This is a genomic window from Roseateles sp. P5_E1, assembly GCF_054049335.1.
Genome location: NZ_JBFUMN010000020.1, coordinates 54,146 through 70,192, shown reverse-complemented (window position 1 = coordinate 70,192; position 16,047 = coordinate 54,146). Strand labels below are relative to the sequence as shown.

The following is a 16,047-nucleotide window of genomic DNA, read 5'->3' as shown; positions in this document are numbered from 1 at the left end:
GTCTGACGCGGATAGTGCCGCTTGGCCACCTTGCCGACAAACGATCATTCGGAAGGCTTCGCATTCCGCCATCGCATGCCAACAAAGCCCGTCGACCACCTTCCGCCGCTGCAGCTGCTGGCCGCCTTCGAGGCGGCGGCGCGGCATTTGAGCTTCACCCAGGCTGCCGAAGAGCGCTTCATCACGCAGTCGGCCATGAGCCGGCAGATCCGCGCGCTGGAAGGCGAACTCGGCGTGACGCTGTTCGAGCGCCGCCACCGTGCGCTTGCATTGACCGAAGACGGCCAGCGCCTGCACGCCGCCTGCTCGACGGCCTTGAACACCTTGCGTGTGGCCGTGCGTGCGGTGCGTGAGCCGCACCAGCGCCAGATGCTGGCGTTGACGACGACGCCGGGCTTCGCGTCGCTGTGGCTGATCCCACGCCTGACCGGCTTCACCCGTGCCCACCCGGGCATCGACGTGCGCCTGGATGCCGGCCTGGGCAACCGCAACCTGGCCAGCGAGGGCTTTGACCTCGCCATCCGCTACAGCCCGGTCGGCGCGGCTCAGGGCCAACAGCTGTTCGCCGAATCGATGGTGCCGGTCTGCAGCCCACGGCTGGTGGGCGAGCTGGGCCTGCCGCTGCGCGAGCCGCCCGACCTGGCCCGGCACACGCTGCTGCACCTGGCCATGGACGGCGACAGCGCCGGCATGCCGGCCGAATGGGAGCCCTGGCTGAGTGCCTGGGGCCTGGTCGATCTGCGGCCGGCGGCGCGCTTGAGTTTCTCGAGCTATTCCGAGGCCATCGCCGCCGCCATTGCGGGGCAGGGCGTGGCGCTGGGCCGGCGGCCGCTGGTGGATGCGCTGCTGGCCAGCGGCCAGCTCGTCACGCCGTTTGATGCCGGCATCGCGTCGGCGCGGGCCTATCGCCTCATCGTCGACCCGGCGGCCAAGTCACGCCCGGCGGTCAAGGCCTTCGAGCAGTGGTTGCTGGCGCAATGTGACGTGGGATCAAGCGCCGCCCCTCAACCTCTCTGACTTACGTCATCGGTCAGAAGCTGCCGCACGATGACGGGTTGCGCCAAGGTTCGACACCTCAACTCACCCTCGCTCCGTCCTGAACAGCCTATGAAATTTGGAAGAGAGACCCTCGTCATCCTGACGGCGGCATTGCTGTTGGCACTGCCTGGCCTCGGCCGCGCCGCTGATGCCATCGAAACCTCGAACGACCAGGCGCGCCGCCTGATTCAACAGACGATGAAGGAACGGCGCATACCGGGGCTGCAGGTTGCGGTCGTCAAGGACGGCCGGATCGTGCTGTCTGAGAGCTTCGGCTGGGCCAACGTCGAAAACCGTGTGCCCGCAACGGCCAAGACATTGTTCCCGCTCAACTCCGGCACCAAGCCGCTCACAGGCGTTGCGGTGATGCAGCTGGCCGAGGCCGGCCTCGTGAATCTTGAGGCGCCCGTGTCCCGCTATCTCGATGACCTGCCGAGCGCTTGGCAGCCCATCCGCGTGCGGCAGTTGCTGGCGCACACGTCGGGGCTGCCCGACATCGTCGATCAACCCGGCCCCGTCACTGGCAGCACTGAAGCGGCCATGTGGAAGGCGGTCAAACAGCAACCCATGGAAGCGCCGCCCGGTGAGAAGTTTTCCTACAACCAGACCAACTACGGCCTGCTGGCTCAGATCATCGTCAAGCAGGCCAAGATGCCCTACGAGCGCTACATGAAAGAGCGGCAGTTCGCGCTGGCCGACATGCCGCTGACGACGTTCGGCGACAGCTATGACCTCGTGGCGAACGCTGCAACGATCTACAGCCACTTTCCCCGCAGAACGCTCGCGCCGGACGATGCCGATCGCCTGTCTCACTGGGTCTACGAGATGCCCTACAGCCTCCATGCGGGAGGCGGCATCCAGACGACGGCCACCGAGCTGGCGAACTGGATCGTCGCGCTGTCCAGTGGCCGGTTCATCAGCGCGGCCAGCGCGCAGCGCATGTGGACACCCGAGAAGCTGAGCAGTGGTGCCGAAGGCAGCTGGGCGGCCGGCTGGCCTGTGCTCGCCTCAAGCCCGAAAAGGCAGGTCGCCGGCATCGGCGGAAACCGCGCGGCCTTCATCGTTTATCCGGACGAGGGCTTGGCCGTCGTCGTCTTGACGAATCTGGTCGGCGGCAATCCGGAGAGATTCATCCCCCAGATCGCTGCGTTCTACAAGTGATGGGTCGCGCCCAGCGGTCAAGGCCTTCGAGCAGTGGGTGCTGGCGCAGTCACGTGGCTTGAGATGCCGGGATCAGCCGACAGCGCGCGCAGCATCCATTCACGCGTCCGGGCGGGGTCGCGCGCCTCGCGCAACAGCGCCGCGGCGAGGCGGGCCCGCCAGCGCTCGGCCGCCACCAGCGCCCAGGCCTGCTCGCTGAGCGCCAGGCAGGCGCCGCGATAGAGCTTGAGCGCGGCCTCCAAGGCCGTTGCGGCGGCCGCGCTGCCGGCTGCAGCGTGCTCGTGTTCCGTCAAACGGTCGTTCAAGGCCTGCACGTCTACCCAGACGCAGTCCGCGTTCAAGCGGATGCCATGGTCCTGCACCAGCAGGGCCGCATCGTGGGCAAGCAAGCGACGCAGCCTGGCCACGGTGACCTCGAAGGCCTTCTGGCGACCTTCCCGGCCGTCACCTGGCCACAGCTCGCGGGCCACCGCCTCGGTTGATGCGGCCTCGGTGCCGCGGCAAGCCAGATAGCGCAGCAGTTCGAGCGGCTTGCTGGCGGCCTTGCGCCCTTCCGCTGAACGCACGGCGCCGGCGTCGTTGCACATCTCAAAGCCACCCAGGGCACGGATCTTCACCGACCAGGGCCAGGCCTCGGGCGCCCCGGCCGGCGCGGCGAGCCGGCGCGTGCGGATGGCCGAGCGCACCCAGTCCGTCTCGGCGCCCTGAACCAGGGCCTGGCAGAAGATCTCGCCGATATGCAGCGGCAGCAGCGGCAGCACGCCGGGCCACTCCAGTTCGCGCAGCGTGCGCATGGCGCGGGCCAGGGCGGCGTCCGGCAGGGCGGCCCAGCCGTGGCGCTGGCCGATGGCGATCAGTGCGGTCAGGTCTGCCAGGCAGCGCAGGCGCGCCGCCAGATAGCGCGGCAACTGCATCTCGCCCAAGCCTTGAAAGCGCGCGGCCGCTTCCTCGGCATTGCCGCAGCCGATCAGCGCATAGCCCTCCTGCACGAGGTAGGTGACTTGATAGCCGGGCCAGGCGCCGCTCATCTGCAAATGGCCCAGGGCACGCCTCGCGTGGCCCAGGGCCGCATGGAAGTCGCCCGCAAGCAGGGCCACGCGGCAGCGCACATCGGCCTGATCGGCCCACCACAGCGGTGTGCTGGCCGCGTCGCCGGCGGCCGCGGCCTGGGCTGCCAGGGCCAGCGCCGCCGTGGGGTCGCTGCTGCACTCCACCAGGCGTGCGCGCTGCAGTGCCGCGACGGCGGCCAACCCCGGTAGATGGTGTTCGGCTGCCAGTTGCTGCGCCAGCACCAGCCGCTCGCGCGCTTCGTCGACCTTGGCGAAGGCGTACAGATGCCAGGCCGCGACGATGGCCCAATGGCCGCGCCAGAAGGGCGAGGCGTCGGGCTGCCTCTCAACGGACGCGACTTGCGCGAACAGCAGTTCGAACTCCGCGTCTTCGCCATGGCGCTCGCAGAGTTCACCCAGCGCGCAGGCCAGCGCCAGGGAGATGTCGCTGGGCGCCCCGCGGGCGCGTTCCATCAACAGCGCCACATTGGCAGGCGGCCATGCGGGCAGCACGCCGTAGTCGTGGGCAATCGAGGCGCCGGCCCAGGCCAGCAGGCCCTCGATGCCGGTGCCAGCCGCGTCCGGGCCGACGGCGGCCAGGATGCCCAGCATGCTCATGGCGTGGCGGTAGATGGCCGCCTGCAGATGCTCCACCAGCACCACGAGGCCGGCTGCTCCGGCAGCGAGCGCTGCCTGTCCATCCGCCTGCGCCCGCAGGGCCAGCGCCGCCGTGCTGTCCAGCGCACCGGGGGCCTGCGCCGAAAGCGCCCGCATGACGCCCAGCAACTCGCTCGACCGCTGCGCGGCTGCCGCTTCAGGCTGCGACGGATTCATCGCCGCATGCTAAGTGCTGTGGGTCATCCGTGGGTGGTGCGGCGCGGCCGCGCCTTCCATCATCGAACTGCAGCCTGCGCACCGCCGGCGGCGCAAACGGGAGCTTGCAATGCACAACGATCTTTCACCGGCTCGACGCTTATTGGCCGTCGCCTGCCTGGCCACAGCCTGCAGTGGCACCACTTGGGCGCTTCCGCTAGCCCCAGGGGTCACCCGCGAAATCAACTTCGTTTCCGACCACTCGACGTGTACCGGCCTGCTGCCGCTGGGCGGCGACTTCGTGTCGTGCACGCTGACGAATGGCGCCGACCTGACGGCTTCGTTTGCCGACTACTACGGCAGCCCTTCGAGCGGCAGCGCCCATGTTTTCGTCAATGGGATGGACATGCACTTGTCCGTCAAGTCGACACCCTCCACGGTGCCGACCTCCGTCATCGATGCCGTCCAGTTCGACCAGTTCATGATCACGGGGCCCACGCCCACGGTGCAGGTTGGCGTCACGGTCACCCTCGATGGCACCACGGCTCGAAGCGCTTCCGGCTTTGTGCTGACCAGCTACACCTTCATCAGCGGCAAACGTTCGCTGACGCCGAGCGCCTCGGCGAACGCAGTCGCTGATCGGATTGCCAATGACCCGTCACGTGACGTGCTCGCCTTCGGTCGCACCGCAACCTTCAGTGGCGGCGTCACTCAACCCACCCTCCATCGCGTCGATTCAGCCTCGTTCACCGCGGTGGTCGGCACGCCGTTTGAGCGCGGCTTCGAGTTCGCGATGTCCAGTCTGAACTCTTCTCTGAGCTTCAGCGCGCGCGTGGAGTATTCGCTGCCGGAGGGCTACACCCTGACGTCGGCCCGGGGGCTGCTGGTGAACGCCGTGCCGGAAAACCGCAGTTGGGCGTTGATGCTTGCCGGGTTGGTCAGTCTGGGCGGCATGCGTCTGGCACGGCGAGCCAGGTGAATCAGCCTGCCAGCCCTGCGTACACGTGTTGCACGTCGTCGTTGGCGTCCAGCGCGGCGAGAAAGCTCTCCACTTCGTCCAGCTGCTCAGCACTCAGGCTCGCCGGGTCGATGGGATTCTTGGGGCGGTAGCCCAGCTTGGCGCTGAGCACCTTGAAGCCCTGCTCGGGCAGGGCGCGGCTGACGAGGTCGAGGTCGGTCGGTTCAGTCAGGAAGACGGTGACGCCTTCTTCGTCGGGCGGCAGCAGGTCCTGCGCGCCGGCTTCGATGGCGGCGGTGTCCGCGTCGGCGCCGGGCGTGGCGGGTTCGGCTTCGATCATGCCGAGGTGGTCGAAGTCCCAGCCCACCGAACCGGCCGTGCCGAGCTGGCCCTTGCGGAACAACACGCGCATGTCCGACGCGGCGCGGTTCACGTTGTCGGTCAGCACCTCCACCATCACCGGCACGCGGTGCGGCGCAAAGCCCTCGTAGATGGCCTGCTCGAAGTGGACGACTTCGCCGGTCAGCCCGGCGCCCTTCTTGATGGCGCGGTCCAGCGTCTCCTTGGGCATGGACACCTTGCGCGCCTGCTCCACCACCAGCCTCAGCCGCGCGTTGTCCTTCGGGTCAGCGCCGTGGCGCGCCGCGATCATGATGTCCTTGGACAATTTGCCGAACAGCCGACCCTTGGCATTGGCGGCGATGTCTTTGTGTTTGGCTTTCCATTGCGCGCCCATGGGGTGTCCTGTCGTTTGTCTAGTAAGCCCAAGTCGCGTGACTTGTCGGGCGGGTCGCTACTTTACGGGGTGGCTCTTGCCGATCTCGCCCCTGTCGTCGCGCTATTGAGGTGCGAAATCGTCGTAAGACCTTGGTAAATAACCCCAGATACGTACGACGTCGCCACGCTGCTCGAAGTCGAAGCCAATCTTTTCCAAGATTGGCAGGATTTCGTTTCGATGGTCAATGCTCGCTCTAGGAAGCAGCTTTCCTATGAATGGCCCCTCCTCGGACAGGCCGATGTCAAACCATTCGACAGCTTCAAACGGAAAGGGCAGGTGATAAAACCATTCGACATCCCAATTCGAGACGGTGCCATCAACTGATTTCGAGCGATAAGAAGGACGCCAGCCATCAAGAGCGCGGATGTGAGTGATCAGCTCGTTCCATCGTGTGTTGTTAGACGCACTGGCTAAGTTCCTTGTGGTGACCGCGGCACGAGTCCGCTTTCGCGCTCGATCATCATTTCGCGCATCAGCCATAGGTAAATCGTTCAAAGCCTTCCCCTCGTTCTAGTCTGAGCTACCCAACGTCGCCACCACCTTCCGCGTCTGCCCCGCCCGCCACACCGTCAACGTCACCTTCTCCCCAATCTGCCTCGTCTCCAGCAGCGACAGCATGTCGTCCAAGTCAGCCACCGCTACGCCATCGACAGCCGTGATGACGTCCCCCTGCACGATGCGCCCGCTGCGATCCCTGCCGAAGGGTTTCAAGCCCGCCGCCGCAGCCGGGCTGGCGTCCGCCACGTTGACCAGCAGCACACCCTTCGGCGCCCCCAGCGCCTTGGCCAGGTTCTCCGGCCCGGCTGTCACGCCCAGCGCGGGCCGGATGAAGCGCCCATCTCGAATCAATCGCGGCACGATGCGATTCACCTCGTCCACCGGAATCGCAAAGCCGATCCCGGCACTCGCGCCGCTCGGGCTGTAGATGGCTGTGTTGACGCCGATCAGCCGCCCCGCCGAGTCCAGCAGCGGCCCGCCCGAATTGCCAGGGTTGATGGCCGCATCGGTCTGGATGGCGCCCTTGATCGTGCGTCGCGTGACCGATTCGATTTCGCGGTTCAGCGCCGAGACGATGCCGGTGGTCAGCGTCTGGTCCAGGCCGAAGGGGTTGCCGATGGCGTAGACCTTCTGGCCCACCTGCAGATCGCGGCTGGCACCGACCGCGATTGCCGGCAGCTTCTCGTGGGGCGCTTCGATGCGCAGCACGGCAATGTCGCGGTCCGGGTAGGCGCCGACGAGCTTGGCTGGAAAGCTGCTCTGGTCGTTCAGCGTGACGGTGGCGCGGTCGCCGCCCTGGATGACGTGGAAATTGGTGACGACGTGGCCGGCGTCGTCCCAGATGAAACCGGTGCCCGTACCGCTGGGCTGCTCGCTGGTACGCAGCGAGAAGAAGTCGCGCTGCACGCTCAGCGTGGTGATGTGCACCACCGACGGCGACACGCGTTTGAAGACGCCGATGTTGTTCAACTCCTCGGCGTCCAGCGCGCCGCGGGCGTTGACGGCGCGAGGCTGGGCTTGAGCCTTGGCGAAAGCGGGAGCGCAGCCGAGGAAGAGCAGCGCGACGGCGAGGGTGAGGCAGCGGGGCAGGGTGGGCACGGGGGCGTCGGCGGGAGTGGCGTCGATCCGCATTTTGGGCACAACTCCGGGCTCCCGAGGCCCGCCGCTTCACGCCGCCCGTGCTGCCCTCCCGGGCGCGCGCTTAAGCCCGGGGCCGCTTCACCCGGCGAGAACTCAGGCCCGCCACGAGCGCCGCCAGAGTCAGCGCCAAGCTGGCGGGCTCGGGCAGCCGGCTGTAGAAGGTGTGGTCTGTCACGCCGAAACCTCTGCCCGAGTAGTTGCTGCCCTGGTAGCCGCTGCTCTCGTCAAAGGTGAAGGCGGTGGTGCTGAAGTAAAGGCCGTCGACGCCCGCGATGCGGCCATTGAGGATGTCCACCGCCTGGCCCGGCAGGAAGCGGGAGCGCAGCGCCGCGAGCGAGTCGGCACCGCTGTGCGTGTACTCGCCGATGTCGTAGAGCGCGTACATGTGATCGTTGGCGTCGATGCGGCCATCGCCGCTGGTGTCGAACCAGAAGTCGAGGAAAGGAATTTCCTCGCCGCCGTAAGCCAGGGCCAGGAAATGGAAGATGCTCTGCTGAACGTATTTGCCGGTGGCCGGGTCCTTGTAGAGCACCTCGAACTTCTGATCGTGCTCGGCGCCGCTCCAGATGTCGTCCGGCCCACCGGCCCCACCGCCTGCGCCGCCAGGGTTGCCAACGGCACGGGTGTGGTTGACGACATCGCAGAGCGTCAACGTCTTGGCGGCGTCGGGGATGTCGCGCTTGCCGCTTTGCCCGCCCGCCGCGATTTCTCCGACGTGATCCGAGGCGACGATGGTGCCGCCGTTTCGGCGATCCGTGTAGTTGATGGTGAAGTCCAGCGCCGTGCGGGTGTAGTTGTGCTCGATCACATAGGCGTTGCGCTGGCTGCAGTCATTGCTGTTGGCCTCGGGGCCGGTGTCGGCCAGCGCGGGCAGCACGAGAGCCAGAAGCGGCAAGGCAATCCACCGATGGCTGCTGCGGGTGTGAGGACAGGGCATGGTGTGTCTCCTTGGAGGTAGGCACCGATCGCAACGCCTATATTGGCTGTTGTCAGAAGGCGTGCCCTTGCCGGCTGATTCCTCCGGTAGCGAGCATCGAACGTGCCAGTTGCCGACTCCAGACGGAAGCGTCAGAAGGCATGTCGCACGCCGGGCGCCATGCCCGGGAGGTATTTCATGACCCAACTGCCCGACGCGGCGCTCGATGCGCTGCGGCAGATGTTGCGAATCGGATCCGATCGATCGGCCCAGGAGCAGGCGCTGCACCGTCTGCATTGCGTTTGCCTGGTGGCCTGCGGGCGCAGCTGCTCGGAGGTTGCGGCATGGTTTGGCGACAGCCCCCGCAGCCTGCAGCGCTGGGTTCGGCATTTCCGTGGGGCCGCCATCACGCCGGTGGCAGAGCGTCCGCCGGGGCGGCCGCCGCGGCTAACGGGCGTGAAGTCGCTGGAAGTGGCTGCTGAGCTTCGTATACCGCCCGGTGGCTGCGGTTACGCCAAAGGGCGATGGGATGGGAAGCTGCTGCAACAGCATCTGCGGGAGCATCACGGCGTCTGCCTGAGCTTGCGCCAGTGCCAGCGCACCTTGCACGATGTCTTGGCAAAGCCAGCGCCCCCGAGCGCCTGACATTGCGTCAATGTTCTGTCGTGTCCGGTGCCCACCGGGAGGTCGTGGCCTTGGCACTTGACTTCGACTGTAAAGAACATCGACAGGGCAGCGCGTCGCATCCAGCGCCTGGCCTGTCGGCGCATGGTCCGGTGGTGCGTTATGCGAGGATCGACTTCAAAGGGATGGTTTGAGATGCGGCGAGTGAGTTCGTGCTTGGGGTTGGCGATTGGCCTTGCGCTGCTGCCTTTTGGCGCTGGCGCGCAGCAGGTCTGGAAGTGCGAGCTGAACGGTCAGGTGCGCTTCAGCGACAAGCCCTGCCCGGGGAGCGGTCAGCCGGTAGCCGAGCGCAGCCTGCAGCCCAATGTCGTCGAGAGCCTCAAGCCGGAGTTGATCCGCGCCACCATGGGAGCAGCGTCCGCGGCTTCGGCGCCCATCGCGACGGCGGGCAATGCCTGCCCCGGTGACGGCGAGATTCGTGGCATGGAAGTCCGCGCCAATTCGACGACGCTGGGCGATGCGGAACGCCAGTTCCTGCAGGACGAGGTGCGCCGCGTGCGCCAGTGCCGTGCAGGGCAGGGGCGCTATCGCGAGGCCGACTGGGTCATCAGCCGCGAGGCCCAGGCGGCGCAGACGCAGCTGAGCGATCGCGCCCGCTATGACGCGCGCCTTCGCGCCGAGGCGATGCACAGTGCGGCCGACCCCGACGAGGGTGACCGCATCAACCGCCGCCGCATCGCCGAGGAGAAGATGCAGCGTCGCCAGCAGCAGCGACTGCAAAGAATTCAAAACCCCGCCTCCGCGCCGGCTTCCTAGCGCTCACCCGTGGGGGCACGGCGTTTGCCGATGGTCTGCGCGCAGTCGGCGCGCTGCCGGGGCTGCGTGGAGATCCACGATGAAGCGCTTGGCTGCAGGGTTGGGAATGTGTCTGGCAATGTGGCTGACATGCGGCGGTGCTTGGGCGCAGCAGGTCTGGCGGTGTGAAGTGGACGGGCAGGTGCGCTACACCGACCAGCCCTGCGAGAAGAGTGGTGTGCCCCTGCCGGCGCGCAACCTGCAACCGAATGGGGTGGAGATCCCCAGCCCCGCCGCCTCGGCAGCGTCCGACGTGCCGGCTTCGGCGCGCCCCGCCGAAAACGCCGCCAGCCAGCCACCGCTGGCACCGCCGCCTCGCCGTGCTGCCAGGGCGCGTGGCGCGCGCGGGCCGCAGTTCGCGATGCAGGGGCTGATGCAGACCGATTTCGTGCAGCGGGGCTATGTGCCGAGGCGTCAGAATCCGGCGTCCTCGCCGACTCCCTAGCCCTGCATGCCCACGGCCGCCGCCGACAAATCGCCCCCCCGTTCCGATCGCCTCGACGCCCTGCGCGGCCTGGCCATCGTCTGGATGGCCGCGTTCCACTTCGGTTTCGACCTGAACCACTTCGGCTGGATCCGCCAGGACTTCTACCGCGACCCGGTCTGGACCTGGCAGCGCATCTGCATCGTCAGCCTCTTCCTGTTCTGCGCCGGCGGCGGCCAGGCCCTTGCGGTGCTGGCGGGGCAGGGCGCTGGCCGCTTCTGGAAGCGTTGGAGCCAGGTAGCTGGCTGCGCGGCGTTGGTCTCGCTGGGCTCGTGGTTCATGTTCCCCAACAGCTGGATCAGCTTTGGCGTGCTGCATGGCATCGCGGTGATGTTGCTGCTGCTGCGGATGGGCCTGAGCCGGTTGCCGAACGCGGCGCTGCTGGTGCTGGCGGCGCTGGCCATTGCGGCGCCGCGGCTGGTGCAGCTGGCCTTCTTCGACACGCGTTGGACCAACTGGGTCGGCCTCGTCACCCACAAGCCCATCACCGAGGACTATGTGCCGGTGCTGCCGTGGCTGGGCGTCATGCTGCTCGGCTTTGTCGTCACGCGTGCCTGGCCCGGCCTCTGGGCCGGCAGCGCGCCGCGGCCGCTGGCTGTGCTGGGGCGTTGGTCACTGAGTTTCTACATGGTTCATCAGCCGGTGTTGATCGGCGTGCTGATGGTTGTTCAAGTGCTGAAAGGATCGTGATGCGGGCACTGCTTCTGGCCGCCGCTGGCCTGATGATGAGCTGGACCGTCCAGGCGGCGCCCTTCGTGTGGCCGAACGGCGCGCAGGCGGCCGTCAGCCTGGGCTATGACGACGCGCTGGACAGCCAGCTCGATCATGTCGTGCCGGCGCTGAACAAGCGCGGCCTGAGGGCGAGTTTCTACATTCCCATCAACGGGCCGACGCTGCCCGGCCGGCAGAACGAATGGAAGGCCGCCGCCGCGGCGGGCCACGAGCTCGGCAACCACAGCCTCTTTCACGGCTGCTCGGCCAAAGGCCCCGGCCGCGAGTGGGTGCAGCCGCAGCGCGACCTGGAGCGCCAGATGCCGGCCCAGGTGCAGGAGCAGGTCATCGCCGCCAACACCTGGCTGCAAGCGCTGGACGGCAAGGCCCGCCGCACGTTCACGCCCCCGTGCCTGGACATGCAGGCCGGCGGCCAGGATTTCGTCGCGGCACTGAAGCCGCATTTCGTCGCCTACCGGGCTGCCGGCCCGGCCATGGCTACCGATGCTGCCGCGCTCGACCCCTATGCCATGCCGGTCTATTTCGTCGAGGGCTGGAGCGGCGAGCAACTGATCGCCCTGGTCGAAAAGGCGGCGGCCCAGCATGCGCTGGTGTCGCTGCTCTTTCACGGCGTGGGTGCAGAACACCTGAGCGTCACGCGTCAAGCGCATGACCAGTTGCTGGACCATCTGGCCAAGAACAAGGCGCGCTTCTGGACTGACAGCTTTGTGAACGTCATGGAGAACGCGAGGAAGCAGGCCGGCCGCTGAACCGACAATGCGGCCATGAGCTCCCCCAAGTCCGTCCTGTTCGGCTTCCACGCCGTCACCGTCCGCCTCAAGACCCATCCGGCCTCGGTCGCCGAGGTCCATTTCGACCCTTCCCGGCGCGACCAGCGCATGCGCGCCTTCGTCGAGCGTGCCAAGGAGGCCGGCGCCAAGCTGGTGGAGAGCAACGACGAGCGTCTGAGCCAGATCGCCGGCAGCCCGCGCCACCAGGGCGTCGTGGCCCGGGTGCAGGCGCTGGCCCAGCTCCATTCGCTGGACGATGTGCTGGACGCGGTGGAAGGCCCGCCGCTGGTGCTGGTGCTGGACGGCGTGACCGACCCGCACAACCTCGGTGCCTGCCTGCGCGTGGCCGATGGCGCTGGCGCCCATGCCGTCGTCGCCCCCAAGGACCGCGCCGTAGGCCTGAACGCCACGGTGGCCAAGGTGGCCAGCGGCGCGGCCGAGACCGTGCCCTATCTGATGGTCACCAACCTGGCACGGACCTTGAATGAGCTGAAGGAACGCGACATCTGGGTGGTCGGCACCTCCGACCAGGCCGAGCGCTCCATCTACGACTTGGACCTGAAGCGCCCGGTGGCCTTCGTGCTGGGCGCGGAAGGTGAGGGCATGCGCCAGCTGACGGCCAAGACCTGCGACGAACTGGTGCGCATCCCGATGGCCGGCGCCGTCGAAAGCCTGAACGTGTCGGTAGCGTCCGGGGTTTGCCTCTACGAGGCCCTTCGTCAACGTCGATAATTCTGACTATTCAGAAAAAATAGGAAGCCCGCCATGGCCGTCATCGAAGTCAAGCACCCCCTCGTCAAGCACAAGATCGGCCTGATGCGCGAGGTCGACATCTCGACGAAGAAGTTCCGCGAGCTGACCGGCGAGGTGGCGCGGCTGCTCTGCTACGAGGCGACGGCCGACTTCCCGCTGGAGAAGACGACGATCAACTGCTGGAGCGGCCCCGCCGAGATCGACCAGATCGCGGGCCGCAAGGTCACCGTCGTGCCCATCCTGCGCGCCGGCCTGGGCATGCTGGACGGTGTGCTGGACATCCTGCCCAACGCCAAGGTCTCGGTCGTGGGCCTGGCGCGCGATCACGAGACGCTCAAGCCGGTGAACTACTTCGACAAGTTCGTGGGCAACCTCGACGCCCGCACGGCGCTGATCATCGACCCCATGCTGGCCACGGCCGGCAGCATGATCGCCACCGTCGACCTGCTGAAGGCCCGCGGCTGCAAGGACGTGCGCGCCCTGGTGCTGGTGGCTGCCCCCGAGGGCGTGAAGGCCCTGCAAGCGGCCCATCCCGATGTGCGGTGCTGGACGGCGGCCATCGACAGTCACCTGAACGATGTCGGATACATCATCCCGGGCCTGGGCGACGCGGGCGACAAGATCTTCGGGACCACGCAGGGCTGAACCTCAACCCAGCACCTCGCGCAGCGCCCGGCGCAGCAGCGCCAGCCCCTCGTCCATCTCGGCCGCGCTGATGTTCAGCGCCGGCATCAGTCGAATGAGGTGAGGGCGGGGCGCATTGAGCAGCAACCCTACCGGCTCCAGCGCCTGGGCGGCCGCCACCACCTCGCCCGCGACGTCTGACGGCAGCACCAGTGCCCGCAGCAGCCCGAGGCCGCGCTCGCCCAGCAAGCCGTGATCGCGCGCGACGGCCTGCAGCCCGACGGACAACTGCGCCGCACGCTCGCGCACACCGGCCAGGAACTCCTCGCGGCAGACCTCGTTGACCACGGCAAGCCCCACCGCCGCCATCAGCGGGTTGCCGCAGAAGGTGCCGCCCTGGTCGCCGGGCAGGAAGCAGTTGAACGCCTCCTTGCACAGCAAGGCCGCCAGCGGCACGCCGCCACCCAGGCCCTTGGCCAGCGTCATCACGTCGGGTTCGATGCCGAAGTGCTCGTAGGCGAAGGCATGCCCGCAGCGACCGATGCCGGTCTGCACCTCGTCGGCGATCAGCAGCACGCCGCGTTCGGCCGTCAGCGCGCGCAGCTCGCGCACGAAGCCCGGGTCGGCCACAACGACGCCCGCCTCGCCCTGCACGAATTCGATCATCACGGCCGCCGTGAGTGGCGTTATTGCGCGCTCCACCGATGCGATGTCGTTGAGCCGCGCCTTCACGAAGCCGCCGGGCATGGGCGGGTAGATCTCGCCCCAGCCCGGCTTGCCCGAAGCGCTCATCATCGCCAGCGTGCGGCCGTGGAAAGCCTGCTCGAAGCCGATGATCTCCTGAGCGCCGTTCCGCATGCGGCTGCCCCAGCGCCGCGCGAGCTTCACCGCCCCTTCATTGGCCTCGGCGCCCGAACTGGCGAGGAAGACACGGTCGAAGCAGCTTGAATCCACGAGGCGCCCGGCCAGGTCCAGCAGCGGGCGGTTGTAGTAGGCGGGGCTGGGGTTCAGCAGCCGCTGCGACTGCGCCAGCAGGGCCTGCGTGATGAGAGCCGGGCTGTGGCCCAGGCTGTTGACGGCCCAGCCCTGCACGAGGTCGAGGTGGCGCTTGCCGCCCTCGTCGGTCAGCCAGGCGCCCTGGCCCGAGACGAAAACCGTGTCGGGGCGGCGGGTGATGGTGATGAGGTCGTGTCCGGGGTCGGTCATGGTGGGTGCTTCGTGGTCCATGGCCAGCAGTTTGTGTGGGTTGGCCCATGGCCGCCATGACGCAGTTCCCACCTTTCCTGCCATCATGTCGGCATGACCTGCCGCATCGCCTTCGTGCTCTTCCCGGGCTTCCAGCAGTTCGACCTGGCCGGGCCTATGGCGGTGTTCGAGCTCGCCCGCCTGGCGCGGCCGGGCAGCTACGACTGGCGGCTGGTGGCGAGTGCGCCGCCTGCCGTGCACAGTTCGGCCGGCGTGGCCTGGCCGGTGCAGGGGCTGCCGCGCCATCTGGGAGATCTCGACCTGGTCATGGTGATCGGCGGCGATGGCGTGGACGCCGCCTGCCTCGACAGCCGCCTCATTGCCTGGCTGCGCAGGGCCAGCCGCTCGGGCGCTCGCGTAGCCAGCATCTGCAGCGGCAGCCTCGTGCTGGCCGCCGCCGGCCTGCTGGATGAGCGCACGGCCACGACGCATTGGTCACGCAGCCGGCAGTTCGCCAGCGACTTTCCCGCCGTGCGCCTGCAGCCCGACCGCATCTACGTCCGCGAGCCCGCAGTCCGCCAGCTTGGCCTGCCGGAACTCTGGACGAGCGCCGGCATGACCGCCGGCATCGACCTCTGCCTGGCACTGCTGGCCCACGATCATGGCGAAGACCTCGCGCGGGAGGCCGCACGCCAGCTCGTCGTGGAGCGGCGGCGGCCCGGCGGGCAGTCGCAGTTCTCGCCGCTGCTGGACCTGCAGCGCCCCGACGGCCGTTTCGGCGCGCTGCTGGACGAGGTGCGGCGCGACCTGAAGCGCGATCACCGCGTGGACGAGTTGGCCGCCAGGGCCTGCATGAGCCCACGGCATTTCGCGCGCTGTTTTCACGCCGAGACGGGCGCCACGCCCGCGCAGGCGGTCGAGCGCCTGCGCGTGGAAGCGGCGCGCGCGGCGTTGGAGGGCGGATCGACGTCGGTGCTGCGGGTGGCGCTGGAATGCGGCTTCGGCAGTACCGAGCGCATGCGGCGCGCCTTCCTGCGGCTGCTGGGCCGCCCGCCGGCGGCGTTTCGGCCGGGTGGCGTCGGCGCAGGGTGAACTTTCACCAACGCGGGGTTGATCCCCGCGGTCGCTGCCTTGCGTCAGTACAGGCAGGCAAGCCATCTCGGCGAGCCATCGACCTGATCCAACGGACTCAAGGAGCCCATCATGGCCACGCTTTCCACCCCCACCATCACCCTCGGCGCCGTCAATGGCAGCAAGCGCGACGTGACCGTCGCCGGCACGATGACCTTCGACGCGAGCGATGTCGGCCGCACTTATCGGCTGGAGATCGAGCTTTTTGGCGAAGACCTCGCCGGCGACCATCTGCCCTCCGGCGACGGCGGTGCCGACGACCTGATCAGCACCTTCACCTGGCTGGCCGGCGGCCTGCTGCTGCGCCCCTACAAGGCCGTCTCGGTGCTGGCCGCGGGCAGCGTCAACTACTCCGAGAAGCGCGCCATCGACACCGCCAAGCTCGACGAGGACGCCGGCACCGAGATCGTCGGCTGGGCCGACATCCACACGCCCATCATCATGCCGCGCTCCGACGAGGTCTATGCGCAGGTGACGCTGGGCATGTCCCCCGTCAGCAAGCGCTCCGTGACCACGCAGGCGGGCCTGGGCGTCTGAG

Annotated in this window: 18 protein-coding genes; 12 read left to right on the top strand and 6 right to left on the bottom strand. The window is 67.9% G+C overall.

Going from position 1 to position 16,047, the window contains the following annotated elements; translation table 11 throughout:
* The first annotated feature begins 75 nt into the window (after positions 1-75).
* Positions 76-1,017 (top strand): transcriptional regulator GcvA, encoded by a 942-nt coding sequence (gene gcvA / locus ACXJKJ_RS16690; protein WP_457391111.1) that lies wholly within the window; start codon positions 76-78, stop codon positions 1,015-1,017.
* Between the two features lie 30 nt (positions 1,018-1,047).
* Positions 1,048-2,199: a serine hydrolase domain-containing protein gene (locus ACXJKJ_RS16685; protein ID WP_457391109.1), complete on the top strand. Its 1,152-nt coding sequence runs from the start codon at positions 1,048-1,050 to the stop codon at positions 2,197-2,199.
* A gap of 17 nt (positions 2,200-2,216) precedes the next feature.
* Here the strand turns inward: ACXJKJ_RS16685 and ACXJKJ_RS16680 are convergent, their stop codons facing one another.
* Positions 2,217-4,082, bottom strand: coding sequence for an AfsR/SARP family transcriptional regulator (locus ACXJKJ_RS16680; protein WP_457391107.1), 1,866 nt, complete (start codon positions 4,080-4,082; stop codon positions 2,217-2,219).
* A gap of 109 nt (positions 4,083-4,191) precedes the next feature.
* Here ACXJKJ_RS16680 and ACXJKJ_RS16675 point away from each other — a divergent pair, with 109 nt between their 5' ends.
* The gene (locus tag ACXJKJ_RS16675; RefSeq protein ID WP_457391106.1) at positions 4,192-5,040 is read left to right on the top strand and encodes a hypothetical protein; all 849 of its coding nucleotides are present in this window, start codon (positions 4,192-4,194) and stop codon (positions 5,038-5,040) included.
* Between the two features lies 1 nt (position 5,041).
* Here ACXJKJ_RS16675 and ACXJKJ_RS16670 read toward each other — a convergent pair whose 3' ends face one another.
* The 4 genes from ACXJKJ_RS16670 to ACXJKJ_RS16655 form a co-directional block, all read right to left on the bottom strand.
* Positions 5,042-5,755: a YebC/PmpR family DNA-binding transcriptional regulator gene (locus ACXJKJ_RS16670; RefSeq protein ID WP_457391104.1), complete on the bottom strand. Its 714-nt coding sequence runs from the start codon at positions 5,753-5,755 to the stop codon at positions 5,042-5,044.
* A gap of 102 nt (positions 5,756-5,857) precedes the next feature.
* Positions 5,858-6,292 (bottom strand): DUF6678 family protein, encoded by a 435-nt coding sequence (locus tag ACXJKJ_RS16665; protein WP_457391103.1) that lies wholly within the window; start codon positions 6,290-6,292, stop codon positions 5,858-5,860.
* A 15-nt stretch (positions 6,293-6,307) separates the two neighbouring features.
* Positions 6,308-7,393, bottom strand: a complete 1,086-nt coding sequence (locus ACXJKJ_RS16660; RefSeq protein WP_457356418.1) for a S1C family serine protease — start codon at positions 7,391-7,393, stop codon at positions 6,308-6,310.
* A 103-nt stretch (positions 7,394-7,496) separates the two neighbouring features.
* Positions 7,497-8,372 carry a PEP-CTERM sorting domain-containing protein gene (locus ACXJKJ_RS16655; RefSeq protein ID WP_457391102.1) on the bottom strand — a complete coding sequence of 292 codons (876 nt, stop codon included), beginning with the start codon at positions 8,370-8,372 and terminating at the stop codon, positions 7,497-7,499.
* Positions 8,373-8,549: 177 nt separating this feature from the next.
* Here ACXJKJ_RS16655 and ACXJKJ_RS16650 point away from each other — a divergent pair, with 177 nt between their 5' ends.
* The 7 genes from ACXJKJ_RS16650 (at position 8,550) to upp (ending at position 13,214) form a co-directional block, all read left to right on the top strand.
* Positions 8,550-8,996, top strand: coding sequence for a helix-turn-helix domain-containing protein (locus ACXJKJ_RS16650; RefSeq protein ID WP_457391100.1), 447 nt, complete (start codon positions 8,550-8,552; stop codon positions 8,994-8,996).
* A gap of 183 nt (positions 8,997-9,179) precedes the next feature.
* Positions 9,180-9,791, top strand: coding sequence for a DUF4124 domain-containing protein (locus ACXJKJ_RS16645; protein WP_457322591.1), 612 nt, complete (start codon positions 9,180-9,182; stop codon positions 9,789-9,791).
* 79 nt (positions 9,792-9,870) lie between these two features.
* A complete protein-coding gene (locus ACXJKJ_RS16640; RefSeq protein WP_457391098.1) occupies positions 9,871-10,275 on the top strand; it encodes a hypothetical protein in 405 nt (134 codons plus the stop codon).
* A gap of 6 nt (positions 10,276-10,281) precedes the next feature.
* Positions 10,282-11,004, top strand: coding sequence for a DUF1624 domain-containing protein (locus tag ACXJKJ_RS16635; protein ID WP_457391097.1), 723 nt, complete (start codon positions 10,282-10,284; stop codon positions 11,002-11,004).
* Positions 11,004-11,795 (top strand): polysaccharide deacetylase family protein, encoded by a 792-nt coding sequence (locus tag ACXJKJ_RS16630; RefSeq protein WP_457391095.1) that lies wholly within the window; start codon positions 11,004-11,006, stop codon positions 11,793-11,795. Before ACXJKJ_RS16635 ends, ACXJKJ_RS16630 begins: the two co-directional genes overlap by 1 nt.
* Positions 11,796-11,810: 15 nt before the next feature.
* Positions 11,811-12,548, top strand: coding sequence for a 23S rRNA (guanosine(2251)-2'-O)-methyltransferase RlmB (gene rlmB, locus ACXJKJ_RS16625; RefSeq protein WP_056196486.1), 738 nt, complete (start codon positions 11,811-11,813; stop codon positions 12,546-12,548).
* Between the two features lie 33 nt (positions 12,549-12,581).
* Positions 12,582-13,214 (top strand): uracil phosphoribosyltransferase, encoded by a 633-nt coding sequence (gene upp / locus ACXJKJ_RS16620; protein WP_056196489.1) that lies wholly within the window; start codon positions 12,582-12,584, stop codon positions 13,212-13,214.
* A 3-nt stretch (positions 13,215-13,217) separates the two neighbouring features.
* Here the strand turns inward: upp and ACXJKJ_RS16615 are convergent, their stop codons facing one another.
* Positions 13,218-14,399 carry an aminotransferase class III-fold pyridoxal phosphate-dependent enzyme gene (locus ACXJKJ_RS16615; RefSeq protein WP_457391094.1) on the bottom strand — a complete coding sequence of 394 codons (1,182 nt, stop codon included), beginning with the start codon at positions 14,397-14,399 and terminating at the stop codon, positions 13,218-13,220.
* Between the two features lie 93 nt (positions 14,400-14,492).
* On the opposite strand from ACXJKJ_RS16615, the gene ACXJKJ_RS16610 reads away from it, so the two are divergent.
* Positions 14,493-15,470, top strand: a complete 978-nt coding sequence (locus tag ACXJKJ_RS16610) for a GlxA family transcriptional regulator (RefSeq protein WP_457391092.1) — start codon at positions 14,493-14,495, stop codon at positions 15,468-15,470.
* 111 nt (positions 15,471-15,581) lie between these two features.
* Positions 15,582-16,046 (top strand): hypothetical protein, encoded by a 465-nt coding sequence (locus ACXJKJ_RS16605; RefSeq protein ID WP_056196495.1) that lies wholly within the window; start codon positions 15,582-15,584, stop codon positions 16,044-16,046.
* Position 16,047: the final 1 nt, after the last annotated feature.

Bases quoted from the DNA above. Each gene is read 5' to 3' on its own strand.
- gcvA (WP_457391111.1), top strand. From the start codon at position 76: ATGCCAACAAAGCCCGTCGACCACCTTCCGCCGCTGCAGCTGCTGGCC.
- ACXJKJ_RS16685 (WP_457391109.1), top strand. From the start codon at position 1,048: ATGACGGGTTGCGCCAAGGTTCGACACCTCAACTCACCCTCGCTCCGT.
- ACXJKJ_RS16680 (WP_457391107.1), bottom strand. From the start codon at position 4,082: ATGAATCCGTCGCAGCCTGAAGCGGCAGCCGCGCAGCGGTCGAGCGAG.
- ACXJKJ_RS16675 (WP_457391106.1), top strand. From the start codon at position 4,192: ATGCACAACGATCTTTCACCGGCTCGACGCTTATTGGCCGTCGCCTGC.
- ACXJKJ_RS16670 (WP_457391104.1), bottom strand. From the start codon at position 5,755: ATGGGCGCGCAATGGAAAGCCAAACACAAAGACATCGCCGCCAATGCC.
- ACXJKJ_RS16655 (WP_457391102.1), bottom strand. From the start codon at position 8,372: ATGCCCTGTCCTCACACCCGCAGCAGCCATCGGTGGATTGCCTTGCCG.
- ACXJKJ_RS16650 (WP_457391100.1), top strand. From the start codon at position 8,550: ATGACCCAACTGCCCGACGCGGCGCTCGATGCGCTGCGGCAGATGTTG.
- ACXJKJ_RS16640 (WP_457391098.1), top strand. From the start codon at position 9,871: ATGAAGCGCTTGGCTGCAGGGTTGGGAATGTGTCTGGCAATGTGGCTG.
- ACXJKJ_RS16635 (WP_457391097.1), top strand. From the start codon at position 10,282: ATGCCCACGGCCGCCGCCGACAAATCGCCCCCCCGTTCCGATCGCCTC.
- ACXJKJ_RS16630 (WP_457391095.1), top strand. From the start codon at position 11,004: ATGCGGGCACTGCTTCTGGCCGCCGCTGGCCTGATGATGAGCTGGACC.
- rlmB (WP_056196486.1), top strand. From the start codon at position 11,811: ATGAGCTCCCCCAAGTCCGTCCTGTTCGGCTTCCACGCCGTCACCGTC.
- upp (WP_056196489.1), top strand. From the start codon at position 12,582: ATGGCCGTCATCGAAGTCAAGCACCCCCTCGTCAAGCACAAGATCGGC.
- ACXJKJ_RS16615 (WP_457391094.1), bottom strand. From the start codon at position 14,399: ATGACCGACCCCGGACACGACCTCATCACCATCACCCGCCGCCCCGAC.
- ACXJKJ_RS16610 (WP_457391092.1), top strand. From the start codon at position 14,493: ATGACCTGCCGCATCGCCTTCGTGCTCTTCCCGGGCTTCCAGCAGTTC.
- ACXJKJ_RS16605 (WP_056196495.1), top strand. From the start codon at position 15,582: ATGGCCACGCTTTCCACCCCCACCATCACCCTCGGCGCCGTCAATGGC.